Raw genomic sequence first — 15,194 nt, forward strand, 5'->3', positions numbered from 1 at the left:
GCCTTCATTGCCCGGCACCCGAGCGCAGCGCGGCCCGCCCGCGCGGTCCGCCGAAATATTCCTGTATCCACGGGTGCGGGTTTTGCGTCAGCTCGGCCAGCGGCGCATTGGCGATGACGCGCTTTTCCGCGATGACCGCCACCCGGTCGCAAATCGTGTGCAATGTATCAAGATCGTGCGTGATCATCACTACCGTGAGGTCCAGAGTCTTCGACAATTCCCCGATCAATGTGTCGAATTTACCCGCTGCGATGGGATCAAGCCCCGCCGTCGGCTCGTCGAGAAAGAGAATATCGGGGTCCAGGGCCAGTGAACGCGCGAGCGCGGCGCGCTTGCGCATCCCGCCCGACAGCTCGGACGGCAGCTTGCCGGCAGCCTCAGGGCCCAGCCCGGCCAGCGAAATCTTGAGGTCGGCCAGCTCTTCCATCAGCGCGCGGCCCATGGACAGGTGCTCGCGCATCGGTGCCATGACGTTTTCGCGCACGCTCAGTGCAGAGAACAGCGCGCCATACTGAAACAGGACACCCCAGCGCCGCTCCAGTGCCAGTTGCTCTTCGCCGGTGAATTTCGAGCGCGCCTTGCCGTCGAACAGGATCTCGCCTTTGGCCGGTTGGAGCAGGCCGATGATGGAATTGAGCAGCACCGACTTGCCTGATCCCGAGCCGCCGACAATACCCAGAACCTCGCCACGCCGGACCTCCAGGTCCAGCCCGTCATGGACCACATGGGTGCCAAACCGGGTCACCAGCCCGCGCACTTCGATGAGCAGGTCGGCGCTCATATGTCGAGCTCCAGATAAAGCATGGCGAACAGGGCATCGATCAGGATCACGGCAAAAATCGCCTGCACCACCGCTGTGGTCACCGCCGACCCGAGGCTCTCCACATCACCGCCCACCTTCAGACCATGGCGGCAACCGATGACGGCGATGATCAGGCCGAACACAGGGGCTTTCGACAGGCCCACAAACATGTGCTGGATCGGCACTGAGTCCTGAAGGCGAATGATGAACTGGGCCGGCGAAATATCCAGCGTTGTCCAGCTGACCAGCATGCCGCCAAACAACCCGCTCAGCATCGCTGCCAGGGTCAGCAGCGGCGCCATCACCACGCAGGCCACCAGCCGGGGCAGGACCAGCACCTCATACGGATCGAGCCCCATGACCTTCATGGCGTCGACTTCCTGCTGCATCTTCATCGATCCGATGGAGGCGGTGAAGGCCGAGGCCGAGCGCCCCGCCAGCAGGATGGCCGTGATCAGCACCGCAAACTCGCGCAGCACGGCAATGCCCACGAGGTCGACGGTGAAAATCGAAAACCCGAACACTTCGAGCAGGTTGGCGCCCATGTAGGCGACCACGGCACCGATGAACAGGGAGAGGACCGCGATGATCGGCAGCGCATTGACGCCCACCGATTCCATCAGCGCCACCATCGAGGTCACACGCCAGCGTGTCGGGATCGGCGCCACCGCCAGCGCCGTCAGGACGGTGCGCCCGAAAAACGCAAAGCTCTCCACGGTTTCCAGCCAGACCGCATGAGCGCCGGCACCGATGCGCGCCATGATGCCCATGAATGACCGGTCGATATCGGGCTCGGGCTGGCAGCGCACTTGACGGGTTCGGATATCCGAGATCAGGCGCCGGGCGGTGGGGTGTTCGCCGATATAGGTGATGTCATCACCCGCATCCGGGCACGCCCCGAAGGTGCGGCCCAGCAGATACGCGCCCGCCGTATCGATCCGCCCCAGGCCGGTCACGTCAAGTGCGAGACTGCCCGGGTCGCTCTCGGCTTCCAGCTTGCGCAGCGGCGCATCCAGTCGCGCAATAGCCTGCACGACCCAGTCGCCACGCGGCTCCAGGATCAGGCGTCCGGCCTCCAGGCGCGTCGAGAGACTTGCCCGGCCAGGCTTGATCGTATCGGCGCTCATATTCGAGTCTGGACCCCTTTACCCTCGCCGTTCAGACCCTTGGTCTCAAGTCCGGCAAGATTATGGCCTGCTTCGCCCCCGGTTTGCGAGCGTTATGGCGCAGACAAGACCCAGCCCGGCCGGGATCGCCATCATGGCAAACCCGCCCGCCCCGAACGCCGCATAGGCGAAACCGGAGGTGAAGCTGGCGGCGGCCAGGACCAGCCCGCCCGACAAAGCCGAGTTGACGGCCTGCGCCGTGGCCGCGAACCGGTCGGGCACGTGATCAGACGCATAACGCAGGAAACCCAGATAGGTTGCGCCAAAGCTCAGCGCATGCAGGCCTTGCAGCACAAACAGGGCCGCGAGCGGCGGCGACAGGGAGAGTAATCCCCAGCGCAGGATCGCCGCTGCACCGCCCACCGCCATCAGCACCGCAGGCGGAAACCGCGCCATATAGCGCGCCGACAGTGTGAAGAAGACAATCTCTGCCCCCACGCCGGTGGCCCATAGCGCCCCAATCCAGGCCGGGGCGATCCCCTGCGCCTGCCAGGCCACCGCCGAGAACGTGTAATAGAACCCGTGCGCGCCCTGGATCAGTGCCGAGGCAGCAAACGCCAGCGGCATGCCGCCGGCCATCAGTGCGGCGCGCACACCGGGGCGCGGGACCCCCGCAGGCGGCGCCGGGGCGCGCCGGCCTTCGGGCAACCAGAACGAGGCCAGCACCGCCAGCGCGGCCCCGGCCAGCGTCCAGTACAGCGCCGCCTCCCCGCCGAGCAGCGAGATCAGCGCGCCGCAGCCCACATTGCCCAGGATGAACGCCCCTGACCCGATGGCGCGCGGCGGTCCGAACGCGAACCGGCGCCGGCGCGATTCGCCCATGGCGAACGCGTCGATGATCGGGTTGATGCCGGTATAGGCGCCGCCCGCCAGCCCTGCGAGCGCGACGATCAGCCAGGGCTCGCGCGCCGGAATGTGCGCCAGAAAGATCAGCAGCGCCGCAATCGAGAAGGCCGCCACCGCCATGCGCCGGCGCGGCGCGCGGTCGGCCAGATACGCCCCCAGCGGCGCCGCCAGCACCCGCCCCGCCATAGCCGCCGCCCCTGCAGCGCCAATCATTTCAGGGCTTAAGCCCCGCGCCTCGAACCAGACCGGCATGTAGGGCAGATAGGCACCAAAGCCGATATAGAAGGCGCTGTAGAACAACGCAAAACGCGCCGGGCGCGGCAGGGGGAAAAGGCGCAGCTCCATGGCTGCAAGCCTCTAGCGCGCTGCGAGGATTTGCGAAAGGCGCGAGCGCGCGCTGCCCCTGCGGGTGAACAGTGTTTGCTCTTGGCCTTCGCCCCCGCGCGCTATAGCGTCCCGCGCCGATGAAAGACGCCCTGCACCCCCCTCGCCGATCCGTGCCTTTGCGGGTTCTGGTGACGAGCTACCGCTCCCACCCCCATGTCGGGGGACAGGGCGTGTATGTGCGCGAGCTGACGCGGGCGCTGGCGCGCGAGGGCTGCTCTGTGACCGTCGCCTCCGGACCGCCCTACCCGGAGCTGGATGACGCGATTGTGCTGGAGCGCCTGCCCTCGCTGGATTTGTTCGCCGCGCCCAACGCCCTCATGGCGCTGCGCTGGAAGCATCTGGTTTCGCAGGCTGATTTGCATGAGTGGGCTGCGCACAATACCGGTGCCTTTGGTGAAATGACGGCGTTTGCCCTGCGTCTGGAATCCTTCCTCGCCGCCAATGCCGGCCGCTTCGACGTGATCCACGACAACCAGACCCTGGCCGCACCTCTGGCGCGAATCGCAAAGCGCACGCCGGTGATCACCACGCTGCACCATCCCATCGCCATTGATCGGGATTTCGCTGTGGCGGGCGCGGCGACGCGCATGGGCCGCATCCTGTCGCGACGCTGGCATTCCTTTGTGGAGGTGCAGGCGCGCGCAGCGCGAAAACTGGAGCATTTCCTGTGTGTGTCAGAGGCGTCGCGCCGCGCCTATGCCACGCGTTGCGGGGTCGATCCGGCGCGCGTCATGGTGGCCCATAACGGCATTGATCACGCGACGTATTATCCCGATCCGGCGGTCGTGCGGGAGGAGGACAAGCTGGTTGCGCTGGCCTCGGCAGATGTCCCCATCAAAGGCCTCGACGTGCTCATCGAGGCGCTGGACGCGCTCAAGCGCGAGGGCCGCATCGTCCGCCTGACCGTGATCGGCCAGTTGCGCGAAGGTCAGGCGAAACGCGCGCTCGAACGCGCCGGTCTGATGGATCAGGTGACCTTCGTCTCCGGCCTCACCCGCGAGGCCATCGCCGATCTCTACCGGCGCTGCACGGTGTTCGTCTCCGCGTCGCGGTTTGAAGGTTTCGGCTTTCCTACCGCTGAGGCAATGGCCTGCGGCGCGCCGGTGATCGTCTCCGATGGCGGCGCCCTGCCGGAAGTCGCGGGCGATGCCGGCCTCGTGACACCGGCGGGCGACAGCCAGGCTCTGGCACAGGCACTGTCGGGCCTGCTCGGCGATCCTGACCGCCGCGCCCGGATCGGGGCCGCCTGCGCCGCACGTGCCGCGTCCGCCTTCCGCTGGGACGATCATGCCCGCGCCGCGCTTGCGTTGTACGACGAGGCTCTGTCTGCGCGCGAAGGCGCCGCCGCCCCATGATGGTCACGCTGCGCCTGGATGCGCTGGACCTCAAGGATGGTCAGCGCGTGCTTGATCTCGGCTGCGGCCGGGGGCGCCATTCCCATGCGCTGTACTGGCATGAGCGCGCGCTGGACGTGGTGATGCTGGACCTGTCGCTGGACGATCTGAAAGGCGCCGTCGACGGTTTCTTCCAATTGCCGCCACCGTCCCAGCAGCCGCCGCGCAGCGCGGTCTGGTGTGTGGGTGATGCGGCGCGCCTGCCCTGGCCGGACGCCAGCTTCGACGCGGTGATCTGCAGCGAGGTGCTCGAACACCTGCCCGACGTGGACGCGGCGCTGGCCGAGATCACCCGCATCCTGAAGCCCGGCGGCCGGTTTGCGCTGTCGGTCCCGCGCTACTGGCCCGAGGCGATCTGCTGGCGCCTGTCGGACGATTACAGCAATACGCCCGGCGGCCATGTGCGCATTTTCCGCCCTGGCACCCTGCAGGAACAGGTCGAGGCGCGCGGCCTCACCGCCTACAAGCGCCACCACGCCCACGCTCTGCACAGCCCGTACTGGTGGCTGCGCTGCGCCAAATGGGCGCGTCAGGAGCAGAGCCGGTCGGTGGCGCTCTACCGGCGCTTTCTGGAATGGGATCTGATGAAGCGCCCCCGCCTGACCCGCTGGCTGGAGGCGGCCTTGAACCCGGTGCTGGGCAAATCGGTGGCGATGTATTTTCAAAAGGCTGACGCATGAGCCCGCGCGCCCTGCATCTCGGCGTGGATGTCGCCGCCTGCGCTGACCGGATCGAGGCGCTGCAGCGCCGTGACGGAACGATTCCCTGGGTCGAGGCCGGGGTGTGGGACCCGTGGAATCACGGCGAAAGCGCCATGGCGCTGGCGGTCGCCGGACGCAGCGAGGCCGTGACCAAGGCCCTGGACGCTCTGGCGGCGCGTCAGGAGGCCGATGGCGGCTGGACCGGGGAGCTGGGCGCGGGCGTGCCCATGGACGAAAGCGGCGAGCGCATCGCCCCGCCCGCCATTCCCGTCACCGCCCGCGACACCAATTTCACCGGCTATACCGCCGTGACCGTGCTGCGCTGCGCCCTGGCGCTGGACGAGCCGCGCCTGATTGCGCGCCACGCCCCCATGGTCACGCGCGCGCTGGACTGGGTCGCGGCGCGCCAGTGCGAGGCCGGCGACATTGTCTGGCGCGATCCCGATCCGGGCCAGCCCCTGGAGGAGATCGACTCCCTGCGCGCCGGCAATGCCTCGCTGTTCAAGAGCTTTGAAGCGGGCCTGCGCATCGCCGACGCCCTGGGACAGCGCAAGCCGGACTGGGCCCGCGCACGCGCCGCCATCGCCCGTGTTTTCAGTCACACGCCCGAGCGCTTTGACCGGCTGGGCGAAGACCGGACGCGCTATGCCATGGACTGGTACTATCCCGCCCTCAGCGGTGCCATCAGGGGTCAGGCGGCGCGCGACCGGCTGGAGGCAGGCTGGGCGAAATTCGTGGTCGCCGATCTGGGCTGCCGCTGTGTCGCCGAGGAACCGTGGATCACGGCAGCCGAAACCGCCGAGCTCGCCATGGCGTGCCTGTCAGTGGGGTGGCGCGACCGGGCCCTGGGTCTGATCAGCGATCTGGCACCGCTGGCGCGCGGGGGCGGCGGCTACTGGATGGGCTGGCAGTTCGATCTGGGGATGATCTGGCCGAAAGAACGCCCGGGCTGGACGTCAGCCGCCGTGGTGCTGGCCGCCGACGCCCTGTTCGAGCTGGCGCCCGGCCACGATCTGATGGTGCGCCACGCGCGCGCCGACGCCTGGCTCAAACCCGGCGCAGAAACTCGAGCGTATTGACCCGGCCCGCCGGCTCGAACAGGCCGGACGCCACCGCCAGCTTCCAGATTTCATAGGGCGGGCGCCCGCCGTCTTTGGGGTCGGGGAACACGTCATGGATGGCCAGCACGCCGCCGCGCGCCAAATGACCGGCCCAGGCGCGATAGTCAGCCAGCGCGGTCTCCATGGCATGCCCGCCATCGATGAACACGAAGGCCAGCGGCCCGGACCAGGCCGCGCCGGCCGCATCTGACCGGCCCACCACGGGGATCACCCAGTTTTCCAGATCGGCCAGCGCCAGCGTGCGCCGCAGGGCGGGCAGCGTGTCCACGCGGCCCAGCTCGGCGTCAAACAGCGAGGCATCGTGATAGCCTTCTCCAGGCTGATGCTCTTCCGATCCGCGATGATGGTCCACGGCGAACAGAACCCGGCCCGCCGCCCGCGCAGCCCGGCCCAGATACACGCTGGAGCGCCCGCACCACGAGCCGATCTCCACCAGCGCGCCGGGCGCGGCCGCAGCGGCCTCAAGGGCGCGCGCCTGCAGCGCCTCGCCTTCATCGTGCGCCAGAAATCCCTTGATGGATTGCGGATCGAGCCGGTCGCCCGGAATGGCCAGGGTCATGACACAGCTGAGCCTAGCTGACCGCGCCGAGGCGCGTGGCCCAGCGGCGCTCGGCCAGCGCGTCCGCAGCCAGCGCCAGATGCTGCTCGGCCTCACCCAGCTCGGACAACGCCCCGGTCAGACGCTCGCCCCCGGCGCCGGCGTCTTCAGCGGCCGCAAGGAAGAAGCCCTTCGCGCGCCGCACCGCCGCCAGCGCCCCCTCCACAGCCGCCAGATCCGCTGCCAGCGCCTCCGGGCCTGCGTTTGGCGCAGACGCCGCCCGCATGGCCAGCGACGCGGTCTGGTGAGACGCTTGTGTCAGGCGCCCCGCATCGGCTGAGAGCACGGCAGCGGGATTGCCCTCGACTGCGTCAAGATACCGCGCCACGGCGCGTTCACCGGTGCTGTCATGGCCCCGGATCAGGCGCGCCATCAGAGGTGTGCCGCCCAGCGTCCAGCCCTGATCCTCGACCAGGAAGCGCAGGCGCGACGCCGATTGGTGCAGCTCTGCGTGGGCCGTTGCATCCGAAGCGCCATTGAAACCGGCTGACATATCCATCGGCGCGCCCGCACAGGCCGCCAGTCCGGTCGATATCAATAATGCAGAAGCGGTCAGACAGGACCGCATCACCCATACTGAACGCACACGTATTCCCTCGCCAGCGCGGTGCCGAACCCCCTCCGACACCGCTTTCAACTCGATATAAAAGGGCATACTGTCACGGCTAACAAAAGGAAAATATCACTGGCAGGGCGCGCAGCGCCCGGTTGACCCTGGGTGTCGGGACGGGCCTGAGGCATGGATACGCATCGCAATACCAGACGTCTGGGCCTCTACCCTCCCATCGACGCGGCCCATAGCGGTCATCTCGATGTCGGCGACGGGCACAGCATGTATTACGAAGAGTGCGGGCGCCCCGACGGCCTGCCTGTCGTGGCCCTGCACGGCGGACCCGGGGGCGGCGCGGCACCGGCCATGCGCCGCTTCTTCGACCCGCGCGTCTACCGCATCATCATCTTCGACCAGCGCGGCTGTGGCCGCTCCACGCCTCATGGCGAGGTGGAGGCCAATGACACCGGCCGCCTGATCAACGACATGGAACATCTGCGCACGCATCTGGGCGTGGACCGCTGGGTGGTGTTTGGCGGGTCCTGGGGTGCCACGCTGGCCCTGGCCTATGCCCGCGCCTGCCCCGGACAGGTGATCTCCATGATCCTGCGCGGCGTGTTTGCCTGCACGCGCGGGGAGATTGACTGGTTTTACCGCGACGGCGCCAACCGGCTTTTCCCTGACGCGTGGGAGCGGCTCACTGCCCGCCTGACCGCCACCGAGCGCGAGGATGTGCTCAAAGCCTATCACCGGCGCCTGTCGGGCGATGTGGCTGCGCGCCGCGCGGACGCCATTGAATGGGCGCGCTGGGAAAGCGCGCTGATCAGCCTGCATGCCGATCCGAACGCCGCCTCGCCCGAGCCACGCCGGGCCGACGCGCTGGCACGCATGGAGACCCATTACTTCATCCATGGCGGTTTCCTCGACTATGACGGCGTATTGCTCGAGGAAACCGGCCACCTCAAGGACATTCCCGGCATTATCGTCCAGGGCCGCTATGACATGGTGACGCCGGTGCAGACCGCCTGGCGCCTGGCCAGGGCCTGGCCGGCGGCGCGCCTCGACATCATCCCTGACGCCGGCCACGCCGCAGGCGAACCGGGCACCATCGACGCCCTGGTGCGCGCCACCGACAATATGGCGCGAAGGTTCGCGTGAAATGTAACGGGGGTAGGCGGAACAGAACTCTCGCCTCCCACGCATGGGGGTGAGGCCGCAAAGTCTGGTCCGGGGGGCGTGCCTTCTCAGCAACCCGGACGCCCCCCCTCACCGCCGCACACCCCACCCTGGCCCTCCCCTCAAGGGGAGGGACAGATGCGGCGGCGTCTTGGCTCTTCGTTTCAACATGTTTGCGAATGGCTGACACAGCTCCCCCTCCCCCACCGGGGGGGGCGGGGTGGGGGCGCCGCCGAAAGGCGGCCACTAGAAACCTGCACCGGGCGGCGCCATCACCCCACCCGGCCCGGGGCTGACGCCCCGGCCCACCCTCCCCATCAGGAGAGGGAAAAAGAAAGGCCGCGTCCCCCTCCGTACGCTACGCGGACACCTCCCCCGCAACCGGGGAGGAAAGAGGCTGCCCTTTTCTCCCCCTGCGCCCGGCAAACCCGGCTGGCCGCAGCGCGCGTGCGCACCATGTCATGGCGACGTGACAAACACTCGATAAGTTGGTTTTGACCTGACCTGATCTGATCCAGACTGGAGGCTTCGTTGCCCATGATCCGCTTTCGTTATCTTGCCGCTGCTGCCGTCCTCACTCTGGTGCCGGGTGCGGCTTTTGCCGCTGAAGCGCCGGGCGCGCGCAATGTCATCCTGATGATCTCGGATGGTGCCGGCTTCAATGGCTGGCTCGCCGCCGACTATTACGAGGGCCGCGCTGGAGCCCAGCCTTATCAGGTCGTCCGCCCCGACGGCACGGCGCCCTATGTGGGCGCCTCGGCCCACTACGCCCTGCGCCTGATCGCCCCGGACGGGTCGGTGCTGGAGAACAACCAGATCGATGCCGCGCGCGGTGCCGAGGCCCAATACTATGATCCACGTGATCGCTGGACGCGCCTGGAAGGTGCCTTCGCCAATGACTTCGGCGACGTGTCCATCGCCTATACCTCCTATACCGACTCCGCTGCCGCCGGCACGGCGCTTCATAGCGGCCGCAAGACCTCGCCCGGCCGGCTCAACATGACCTGGGACGGAAGCCAGCGGCTGCAGACCATCGGCCATATCGCCCATGAAATGGGCCTGGCCACCGGCGCCATCGCGACGGTGCAGGTCTCCCACGCCACGCCGGCCTCGGTCTGGGCGCAGGTGGACTTCCGCAACCAGTACGCCGAGATTTTCCAACAGATGGCCGACGGCCGCCTGGACGTGATGATGGGCACGGGCGATCCTTATTTTGACCCGACCGGACGCCCGGTCGAGGAACCGAATGACCGCGCCTTCAACTTTGTTGGCGGCCGCGACACCTGGACGGCGCTCACCGGCGAAGAGGGGCTGAACGGTTATACCCTGATCCGCGAGCGCGCGGCGTTCGAACAGCTGGCCGAAGGCGGCGGCGATCTGCCCGCCCGGCTGATTGGCATCCTGCCCTCCACCGGCTCGCATCAGGCCACGCGCATGGACTTCCCGGCAGACGCCTCCACCCCGTCGGGCATGGCGTTCAACCCCGACATGCCCGATCTCGCCACCATGAGCCGGGCGGCGCTCAATGTGCTCAATCAGGATCCGGACGGCTTCTTTCTCATGATCGAAGGCGGCGCGGTGGACTGGATGGGTCACGCCAACAACATGCCGCGCTTCATCGAGGAGCAGATGGACTTCAATGCCGCGGTCAACGCTGTCATTGACTGGGTGGAGACCCATTCCAGCTGGGACGACACCTTGCTGATCATCACCTCCGACCACGAAACCGGCGGCATCTGGGGTGACGGCACGTTCGAGGCCGCCTCGGGCCTGCCCCAGCAGATCACGATGGATCAGGATGTCCTGAACCAGACCCGCTTTGATCCGGCACGCGACCGCTTCGTGGAATTCCGTGCGGTCCAGGACCGCGGTGCCGGCGAGATTCCCGGCCACCAGTTTGCCTCGGGCAATCACACCAATGATCTGGTGCCGCTCTGGGCGCTGGGCACCGGCTCACACCTGTTCGCGCAGTTTGAGCGCCATGACGCGTTCGCGCAGGAACTCTGGGGCGAGCCCTATGGCTGGGACGGCAATTATGTGGACAACACGGCGGTGTTCCACGTGATGAACGCGGTGCTGGCCAACCGGGCGCGGGCCGCGGCGCAGCAGGCGGCGGAGTAGGCAGGCGGAGACGCACAAGACGCCAGGTCCTTCAATCTCCAACCCCTGCTTTCCCGGAAACCGCGAAGCGGTTGTCCGGGACCCATCCCGATATGCCTGATCCGCTTAAGCGGTTGAAAACATAGGTGGATGGATCCCGGCTCGTCCCGGCACGAGGCCGGGGCGTCCGGGACGGCAGCGTTTGATGATTGTGTCTCCGGCTGGATACGGCGTTTCGGAAGCGGGCTCCCTACGGCGCCTCGAACACGCCCGCTTCCCGCAGGCGGTCGATCCGCCCGCGCTGGCGCTCTATGGCTTCGCCCTGGGTGAGCATGCGGCCGTCCGCCATGGCGTTGGGTTCCTGCGACACGCCGGCCTCATAGCCCGGCGCAAAGGCGGCCAGCGGCAGCCGGGTGAGCAGATTGCTCATGCCGGTGCGGGCGCGCGCGGCGCGCAAGGCCGGCAGGTCCAGGATCGCATTGGCGTTGAGGCTCTCGCCCGGACCGGCTTCTGCCAGCACGCGGCCGTTCCAGTCGACAATCTTGCTCATGGCGTCGGTGGAGGCCGACGGCACGGGCGTGCCGGTAATCTCGGCGGAGTTGGCCGACACCACATAGGCCATGTTCTCGATGGCCCGGGCGCGCTTGGAGAGATGCTTGACGGTGAGCTGGGGCGAGCCGACCTCGGAGGTGGGGTGCAGGAACACTTCAGCGCCCTTCAGCGCCTGCATGCGCGCGATTTCCGGATACAGGATCTCCTCCGACGCGATCGAGCCGATGACACCGAGCTCTGTTCGCGCCACAGGGAAGACCGCGTCCATCCCGTACACATCCAGATACCGGTCCCACACATCATAGGGGGTGGGCGTGTAGAGCGAGATCATGCGCCGGTAGCGCAGCACGGTCTCGCCTGAGGGGGCGATCAGGAAATTGGTCTGGAAGTAGAGCTCGGGGAAGTTCGCGTCATTCTCATAGGCGTTACCGCCGAGATACACGCTGTGACGCTGGGCCAGCGCCGCCAGCGCGTCATATTCGGCGCCGCCAATATCCAGCGCCGCCTTGGCCTTCCACTCCTCGCGGCTTTCACGCAGGGGAAAACCCGTGAGGAAGTATTCGGGCAGGCAGACCAGTTTCAGCTCGGTACCATTGAAGGTGCGCAGAAAGCCCTTGGACGCCGCGATCTGACCGCCAATGCGCGCGATCGAGGCCATCATGCGCGCGCGCGCCGTGTCCACGCTGGCATCCTGATTGACGGCGTCACACACCACTTGCAGCGCGCAGGCTGAATAGCGCGGATCCGCCGCCTGCCCCCGGGCCGCTCCGGGCAAGGACGCCGCAGCGGCCGCAGAGAGCGCCAGCGCGCCTGCGCCGGTGACCAGATCACGCCGTGTCGTCATGGCCAAATTCCTTCAATCGGTGGGCGTTTTGCGCGTCCCAGTCTGTCAGAAAACGCTTGGGCGCCTGCTGGCGCCAGACCTTGAACAGATTGCCGCGCGCCCAGCCGGCGTCGAACGCCTCGGGCCGCATCAGGATGAGCCCGTGGGGGCGATGATGGTCGGTGATGAAGAACACCTCCGGCGCGGCCTCAAGCAGAAACTCCTGCTCCTCGCGCGCCACCTTGAACACCGGCGCGTCGGCGAATTGCTGGGGCGCCCACCAGGTCCACAGCTTGCCATGGGCTTTCAGCCCCGGATTGCCCCAGGACACGCTGTCCTCCACCCCCGGCAGGTCCAGCGCCAGCGCGAAGGCGCGCAAGTCCGCCCATCCGCGCAAGCCGCTCATGGGGCCGCCGCGGCGAACGCGCCGGCAATCTCATCGGCACCCGCACACCACACCGCCTCATCCCCGGCGAGCCCATCCAGCAGCGCCTCCAGCGCCGCAATCCGGAACGGCTGACCCGCCACGAACGGGGTGAGCTGAAAGCCCAGCACCGACGCGCCGCGCGCCGCGTGCTCGGTTTTGAGATAGTCCTTCGCTTCGAGAATCTGGCGCACCCACGACGCTTCGTCCTGCTTGCGCTCGATCAGAAGTTTAAAGTCCTCCAGCTCGTTTGAGAGCGGCAGCGCGGCGAGCGGGCCGTGCGCGGTGCGCAGGGGCAGCGGAACCTGATCACTCTCCCAGTCCAGTACCCGGATGAAGCCGGCTTCGGTGAGCAGGTCGGGCGTCGCGAAGCTCTGCTGGCGCGCCGGTGACAGCCAGGTCACCGGCGTGAGTCCTGCGGCCTCAAACATGACCCGAACCTGGCCAATCTTGTCCCGCTCAGCCTGCGTTTCGTCACCAGAATGATGGATAGCCGCCCCGTGCAGCCCCGCCGCGGCGATCTCGTGTCCATCATTTGCAATCGCGTCTATCAACGGCGCCGCGCGCTCCAGCAGCGCGGCCGACACGGCAAAGGTCGCCGTCAGACCGCGCTCACGCAACGCCTTGAGAATACGGAATACGCCTACCCGATTGCCGTAATCGCGCGAGGTGAAATGGCGCAGATCCGGAAAAGGTGTAACCATTCCATGGGGATGGGCGAAGGGCGCCTTGCCTGGATCAATCGGGTGATACTCACACGCCACCACGATCATCGCCGCCAGCTTTGCCCCGGACGCCAGCCCCACCGCCGCGCGGTCTTTCGCCAGCGCCCAGTCATAGCGGTCCATGTCCTGGCCATAGCCGCGCTTCGGGTAGTCCAGATAGGACGGATCGAGGCTCATGACCCGGCCCACGCGTCGAATGCTGTTCCGCCAGCCCTGAGGCCCTTTTCGTCGAGATCATCCTGCACCGCGTCCCAGCAATGCTCGCGGAAATGGCCGGCGATCTCCTGCGCCGTGGCGAGCCAGACATCGTCCGTGTGACCGGTGATGTGGGCCAGCGCGGTTTCGAATGCCCGCAGGCGATGGGGCTGGCTGACCAGATAGGCATGCAGCGGAATGCACATCACCGTGCCGCTCTCCTCGCCCTCGCGCAGCAACTGGTCGAACTGGCGCTTGAGCACATCGGCATAGCGCCACGGGTCCATGGCCAGCTGGCCGTAGGTGATGACGTCATTGACCTCCAGCGAATAGGGCATGGAGACGAGCTTGCCGGTCCTGGTCTTCACCGGCTGGGGCTGGTCGTCCTGGAACAGGTCGCACGTGTACCAAAAATCATGCTCGGCGATCAGATCCAGCGTGCGGGTCGTGTGGGTCAGGGCCGGTGCCAGATAGCCGCGAATGCGCTGGCCGGTCGCGGCCTCCACTGTGGCGATGGAATCGGCCAGCACGGCGCGCTCCTGCGCCTCATCCATCTCGTAGGAAAAGCGGGTATTGTAGATGCCGTGGGAGAAGAACTCCCAGCCGCGCATGGCGCACGCCTCGATGATTTCCGGACAATGGTCGCACATGGCGACGTTCAGGCTGACCGAGCCGCGCAAGCCTTGCCTGTCCATCATCTCCATCAGGCGCCAATGCCCCACCCGGTTGCCGTAATCGCGTTGGGAATAGCCGGTCACATCCGGTGAAGGTCGTGGCCAGCCGGGGCGTTTGGGGTTTCTCGGCGGATCGTATTCATAGAACTCGATATTGGGTGCGATCCAGAAGGCGAGCTTCTTATCCCCCGGCCATGTAATCTTCGGCCGTCCACTATAGGGGTTGTAGTCGTAGAGATTGGGGTCGGTGTTCATGACCCTACCCTGCCCCCATACCCCTCCAGCCAGTCATACACCTCCTTCACCGCCACCACGTCGGCGTATTTGATCAGCAAATCGGTGAGGTTGGCGAAGTGATAGCTTTCATGCTTGTCGGCCACGCATTCGATGGGAACGATGGTGCGGTAGCCGTGGGACAGCGCGTCCACCGCCGTGGCGCGCACGCAGCCGGATGTCGATCCGCCGGTGACCACCACGGTGTCCACTTTGTGCCAGGTCAGAAAACTCGCCAGCGGGGTCTCGAAGAAGGCCGACGGCATGCGCTTGGTATAGACCGCGTCAACCCGCTCATCGATCTCGACCCGGTCATCAAAGGCATGGCGGTCCGAGCCGTATTTGATGTTTTGCAGGCTGTCGGGCGTGTCGGTACGGGTGCCCCAAACACCCGCATCAGCGGCATCGTCCATGTAGGCGACATGGGTCCACACCACCGGCAGGCCCCTGGCGCGCGCGGCTTTCGAGATTGCATTGATATGGGTCAGCTGGTCGGGGTCCGTCACATAGGCGGTCTTGGGAAACAGATCGGGGCGGGTATAGGCCTTTTGCGGGTCCACATTGATGATGGCCAGGCGCTCACCGAAGCCGAAGCGGGCGCGGGCCGGATTGGCGCGCACCTCTTCGAAAATCTCGCGCGCTGTCTGGCCGGAGCGGATCATGGTCGGCTCGAAACGCTGGGTCATG

The 15,194-nt window shown here is 66.9% G+C and carries 15 protein-coding genes; 5 read left to right on the plus strand and 10 right to left on the minus strand.

The genetic code is table 11. The features are described from left to right. Window positions 1-4 precede the first annotated feature (4 nt). From L2D00_06000 to L2D00_06010, 3 genes are read right to left on the minus strand one after another with little or no spacing between them, the layout of a single operon-like run. Window positions 5-781, minus strand: a complete 777-nt coding sequence (locus L2D00_06000) for an ABC transporter ATP-binding protein (GenBank protein WBQ14233.1) — start codon at window positions 779-781, stop codon at window positions 5-7. Then, window positions 778-1,929, minus strand: a complete 1,152-nt coding sequence (locus tag L2D00_06005; protein ID WBQ14234.1) for an ABC transporter permease — start codon at window positions 1,927-1,929, stop codon at window positions 778-780. Before L2D00_06005 ends, L2D00_06000 begins: the two co-directional genes overlap by 4 nt. Before the next feature lie 60 nt (window positions 1,930-1,989). Continuing rightward, on the minus strand, window positions 1,990-3,159 hold the full coding sequence (locus L2D00_06010; protein WBQ14235.1) for an MFS transporter: 1,170 nt from the start codon (window positions 3,157-3,159) through the stop codon (window positions 1,990-1,992). Window positions 3,160-3,329: 170 nt separating this feature from the next. On the opposite strand from L2D00_06010, the gene L2D00_06015 reads away from it, so the two are divergent. From L2D00_06015 to L2D00_06025, 3 genes are read left to right on the plus strand one after another with little or no spacing between them, the layout of a single operon-like run. Beyond that, window positions 3,330-4,556, plus strand: a complete 1,227-nt coding sequence (locus L2D00_06015; GenBank protein ID WBQ14236.1) for a glycosyltransferase family 4 protein — start codon at window positions 3,330-3,332, stop codon at window positions 4,554-4,556. Further along, on the plus strand, window positions 4,553-5,275 hold the full coding sequence (locus tag L2D00_06020; GenBank protein WBQ14237.1) for a class I SAM-dependent methyltransferase: 723 nt from the start codon (window positions 4,553-4,555) through the stop codon (window positions 5,273-5,275). The genes L2D00_06015 and L2D00_06020 overlap by 4 nt, the downstream gene beginning before the upstream one ends. Beyond that, window positions 5,272-6,375: a hypothetical protein gene (locus L2D00_06025; GenBank protein WBQ14238.1), complete on the plus strand. Its 1,104-nt coding sequence runs from the start codon at window positions 5,272-5,274 to the stop codon at window positions 6,373-6,375. Before L2D00_06020 ends, L2D00_06025 begins: the two co-directional genes overlap by 4 nt. On the opposite strand, the gene L2D00_06030 is transcribed toward L2D00_06025, so the two are convergent. Continuing rightward, window positions 6,344-6,976, minus strand: a complete 633-nt coding sequence (locus L2D00_06030) for a class I SAM-dependent methyltransferase (GenBank protein ID WBQ14239.1) — start codon at window positions 6,974-6,976, stop codon at window positions 6,344-6,346. The genes L2D00_06025 and L2D00_06030 overlap by 32 nt on opposite strands. Before the next feature lie 13 nt (window positions 6,977-6,989). Next, complete coding sequence (locus L2D00_06035; protein WBQ14240.1) at window positions 6,990-7,514, minus strand: hypothetical protein; 525 nt, start codon at window positions 7,512-7,514, stop codon at window positions 6,990-6,992. Window positions 7,515-7,754: 240 nt separating this feature from the next. Here L2D00_06035 and pip point away from each other — a divergent pair, with 240 nt between their 5' ends. Together pip and L2D00_06045 are read left to right on the plus strand one after the other, a co-directional pair. Further along, window positions 7,755-8,723, plus strand: a complete 969-nt coding sequence (gene pip / locus L2D00_06040) for a prolyl aminopeptidase (protein WBQ14241.1) — start codon at window positions 7,755-7,757, stop codon at window positions 8,721-8,723. Window positions 8,724-9,278: 555 nt separating this feature from the next. Next, window positions 9,279-10,862 carry an alkaline phosphatase gene (locus L2D00_06045; protein ID WBQ14242.1) on the plus strand — a complete coding sequence of 528 codons (1,584 nt, stop codon included), beginning with the start codon at window positions 9,279-9,281 and terminating at the stop codon, window positions 10,860-10,862. Window positions 10,863-11,091: 229 nt separating this feature from the next. Here the strand turns inward: L2D00_06045 and L2D00_06050 are convergent, their stop codons facing one another. From L2D00_06050 to L2D00_06070, 5 genes are read right to left on the minus strand one after another with little or no spacing between them, the layout of a single operon-like run. After that, on the minus strand, window positions 11,092-12,237 hold the full coding sequence (locus L2D00_06050; protein ID WBQ14243.1) for a nitrilase: 1,146 nt from the start codon (window positions 12,235-12,237) through the stop codon (window positions 11,092-11,094). Beyond that, on the minus strand, window positions 12,221-12,622 hold the full coding sequence (locus tag L2D00_06055; protein ID WBQ14244.1) for a hypothetical protein: 402 nt from the start codon (window positions 12,620-12,622) through the stop codon (window positions 12,221-12,223). Before L2D00_06055 ends, L2D00_06050 begins: the two co-directional genes overlap by 17 nt. Next, on the minus strand, window positions 12,619-13,542 hold the full coding sequence (locus tag L2D00_06060) for a polysaccharide deacetylase family protein (GenBank protein ID WBQ14245.1): 924 nt from the start codon (window positions 13,540-13,542) through the stop codon (window positions 12,619-12,621). Before L2D00_06060 ends, L2D00_06055 begins: the two co-directional genes overlap by 4 nt. Beyond that, window positions 13,539-14,489, minus strand: coding sequence for a polysaccharide deacetylase family protein (locus tag L2D00_06065; GenBank protein WBQ14246.1), 951 nt, complete (start codon window positions 14,487-14,489; stop codon window positions 13,539-13,541). Before L2D00_06065 ends, L2D00_06060 begins: the two co-directional genes overlap by 4 nt. Further along, entirely contained in the window at window positions 14,486-15,193 is a 708-nt protein-coding gene (locus tag L2D00_06070; protein ID WBQ14247.1) for an isochorismatase family protein, read from the minus strand. The genes L2D00_06065 and L2D00_06070 overlap by 4 nt, the downstream gene beginning before the upstream one ends. Between the last annotated feature and the right edge of the window lies 1 nt (window position 15,194).

This window comes from Hyphomonadaceae bacterium BL14 (assembly GCA_027627705.1).
Taxonomy (GTDB): Bacteria; Pseudomonadota; Alphaproteobacteria; order Caulobacterales; family Maricaulaceae; genus Oceanicaulis.

Coding starts and splice junctions, on each gene's coding strand:
- pip (WBQ14241.1), top strand. CDS start 7,755: ATGGATACGCATCGCAATACCAGACGTCTGGGCCTCTACCCTCCCATC.
- L2D00_06045 (WBQ14242.1), top strand. CDS start 9,279: ATGATCCGCTTTCGTTATCTTGCCGCTGCTGCCGTCCTCACTCTGGTG.
- L2D00_06055 (WBQ14244.1), bottom strand. CDS start 12,622: ATGAGCGGCTTGCGCGGATGGGCGGACTTGCGCGCCTTCGCGCTGGCG.
- L2D00_06060 (WBQ14245.1), bottom strand. CDS start 13,542: ATGAGCCTCGATCCGTCCTATCTGGACTACCCGAAGCGCGGCTATGGC.
- L2D00_06065 (WBQ14246.1), bottom strand. CDS start 14,489: ATGAACACCGACCCCAATCTCTACGACTACAACCCCTATAGTGGACGG.
- L2D00_06020 (WBQ14237.1), top strand. CDS start 4,553: ATGATGGTCACGCTGCGCCTGGATGCGCTGGACCTCAAGGATGGTCAG.
- L2D00_06070 (WBQ14247.1), bottom strand. CDS start 15,193: ATGACCCAGCGTTTCGAGCCGACCATGATCCGCTCCGGCCAGACAGCG.
- L2D00_06010 (WBQ14235.1), bottom strand. CDS start 3,159: ATGGAGCTGCGCCTTTTCCCCCTGCCGCGCCCGGCGCGTTTTGCGTTG.
- L2D00_06005 (WBQ14234.1), bottom strand. CDS start 1,929: ATGAGCGCCGATACGATCAAGCCTGGCCGGGCAAGTCTCTCGACGCGC.
- L2D00_06000 (WBQ14233.1), bottom strand. CDS start 781: ATGAGCGCCGACCTGCTCATCGAAGTGCGCGGGCTGGTGACCCGGTTT.
- L2D00_06030 (WBQ14239.1), bottom strand. CDS start 6,976: ATGACCCTGGCCATTCCGGGCGACCGGCTCGATCCGCAATCCATCAAG.
- L2D00_06050 (WBQ14243.1), bottom strand. CDS start 12,237: ATGACGACACGGCGTGATCTGGTCACCGGCGCAGGCGCGCTGGCGCTC.
- L2D00_06025 (WBQ14238.1), top strand. CDS start 5,272: ATGAGCCCGCGCGCCCTGCATCTCGGCGTGGATGTCGCCGCCTGCGCT.
- L2D00_06035 (WBQ14240.1), bottom strand. CDS start 7,514: ATGGATATGTCAGCCGGTTTCAATGGCGCTTCGGATGCAACGGCCCAC.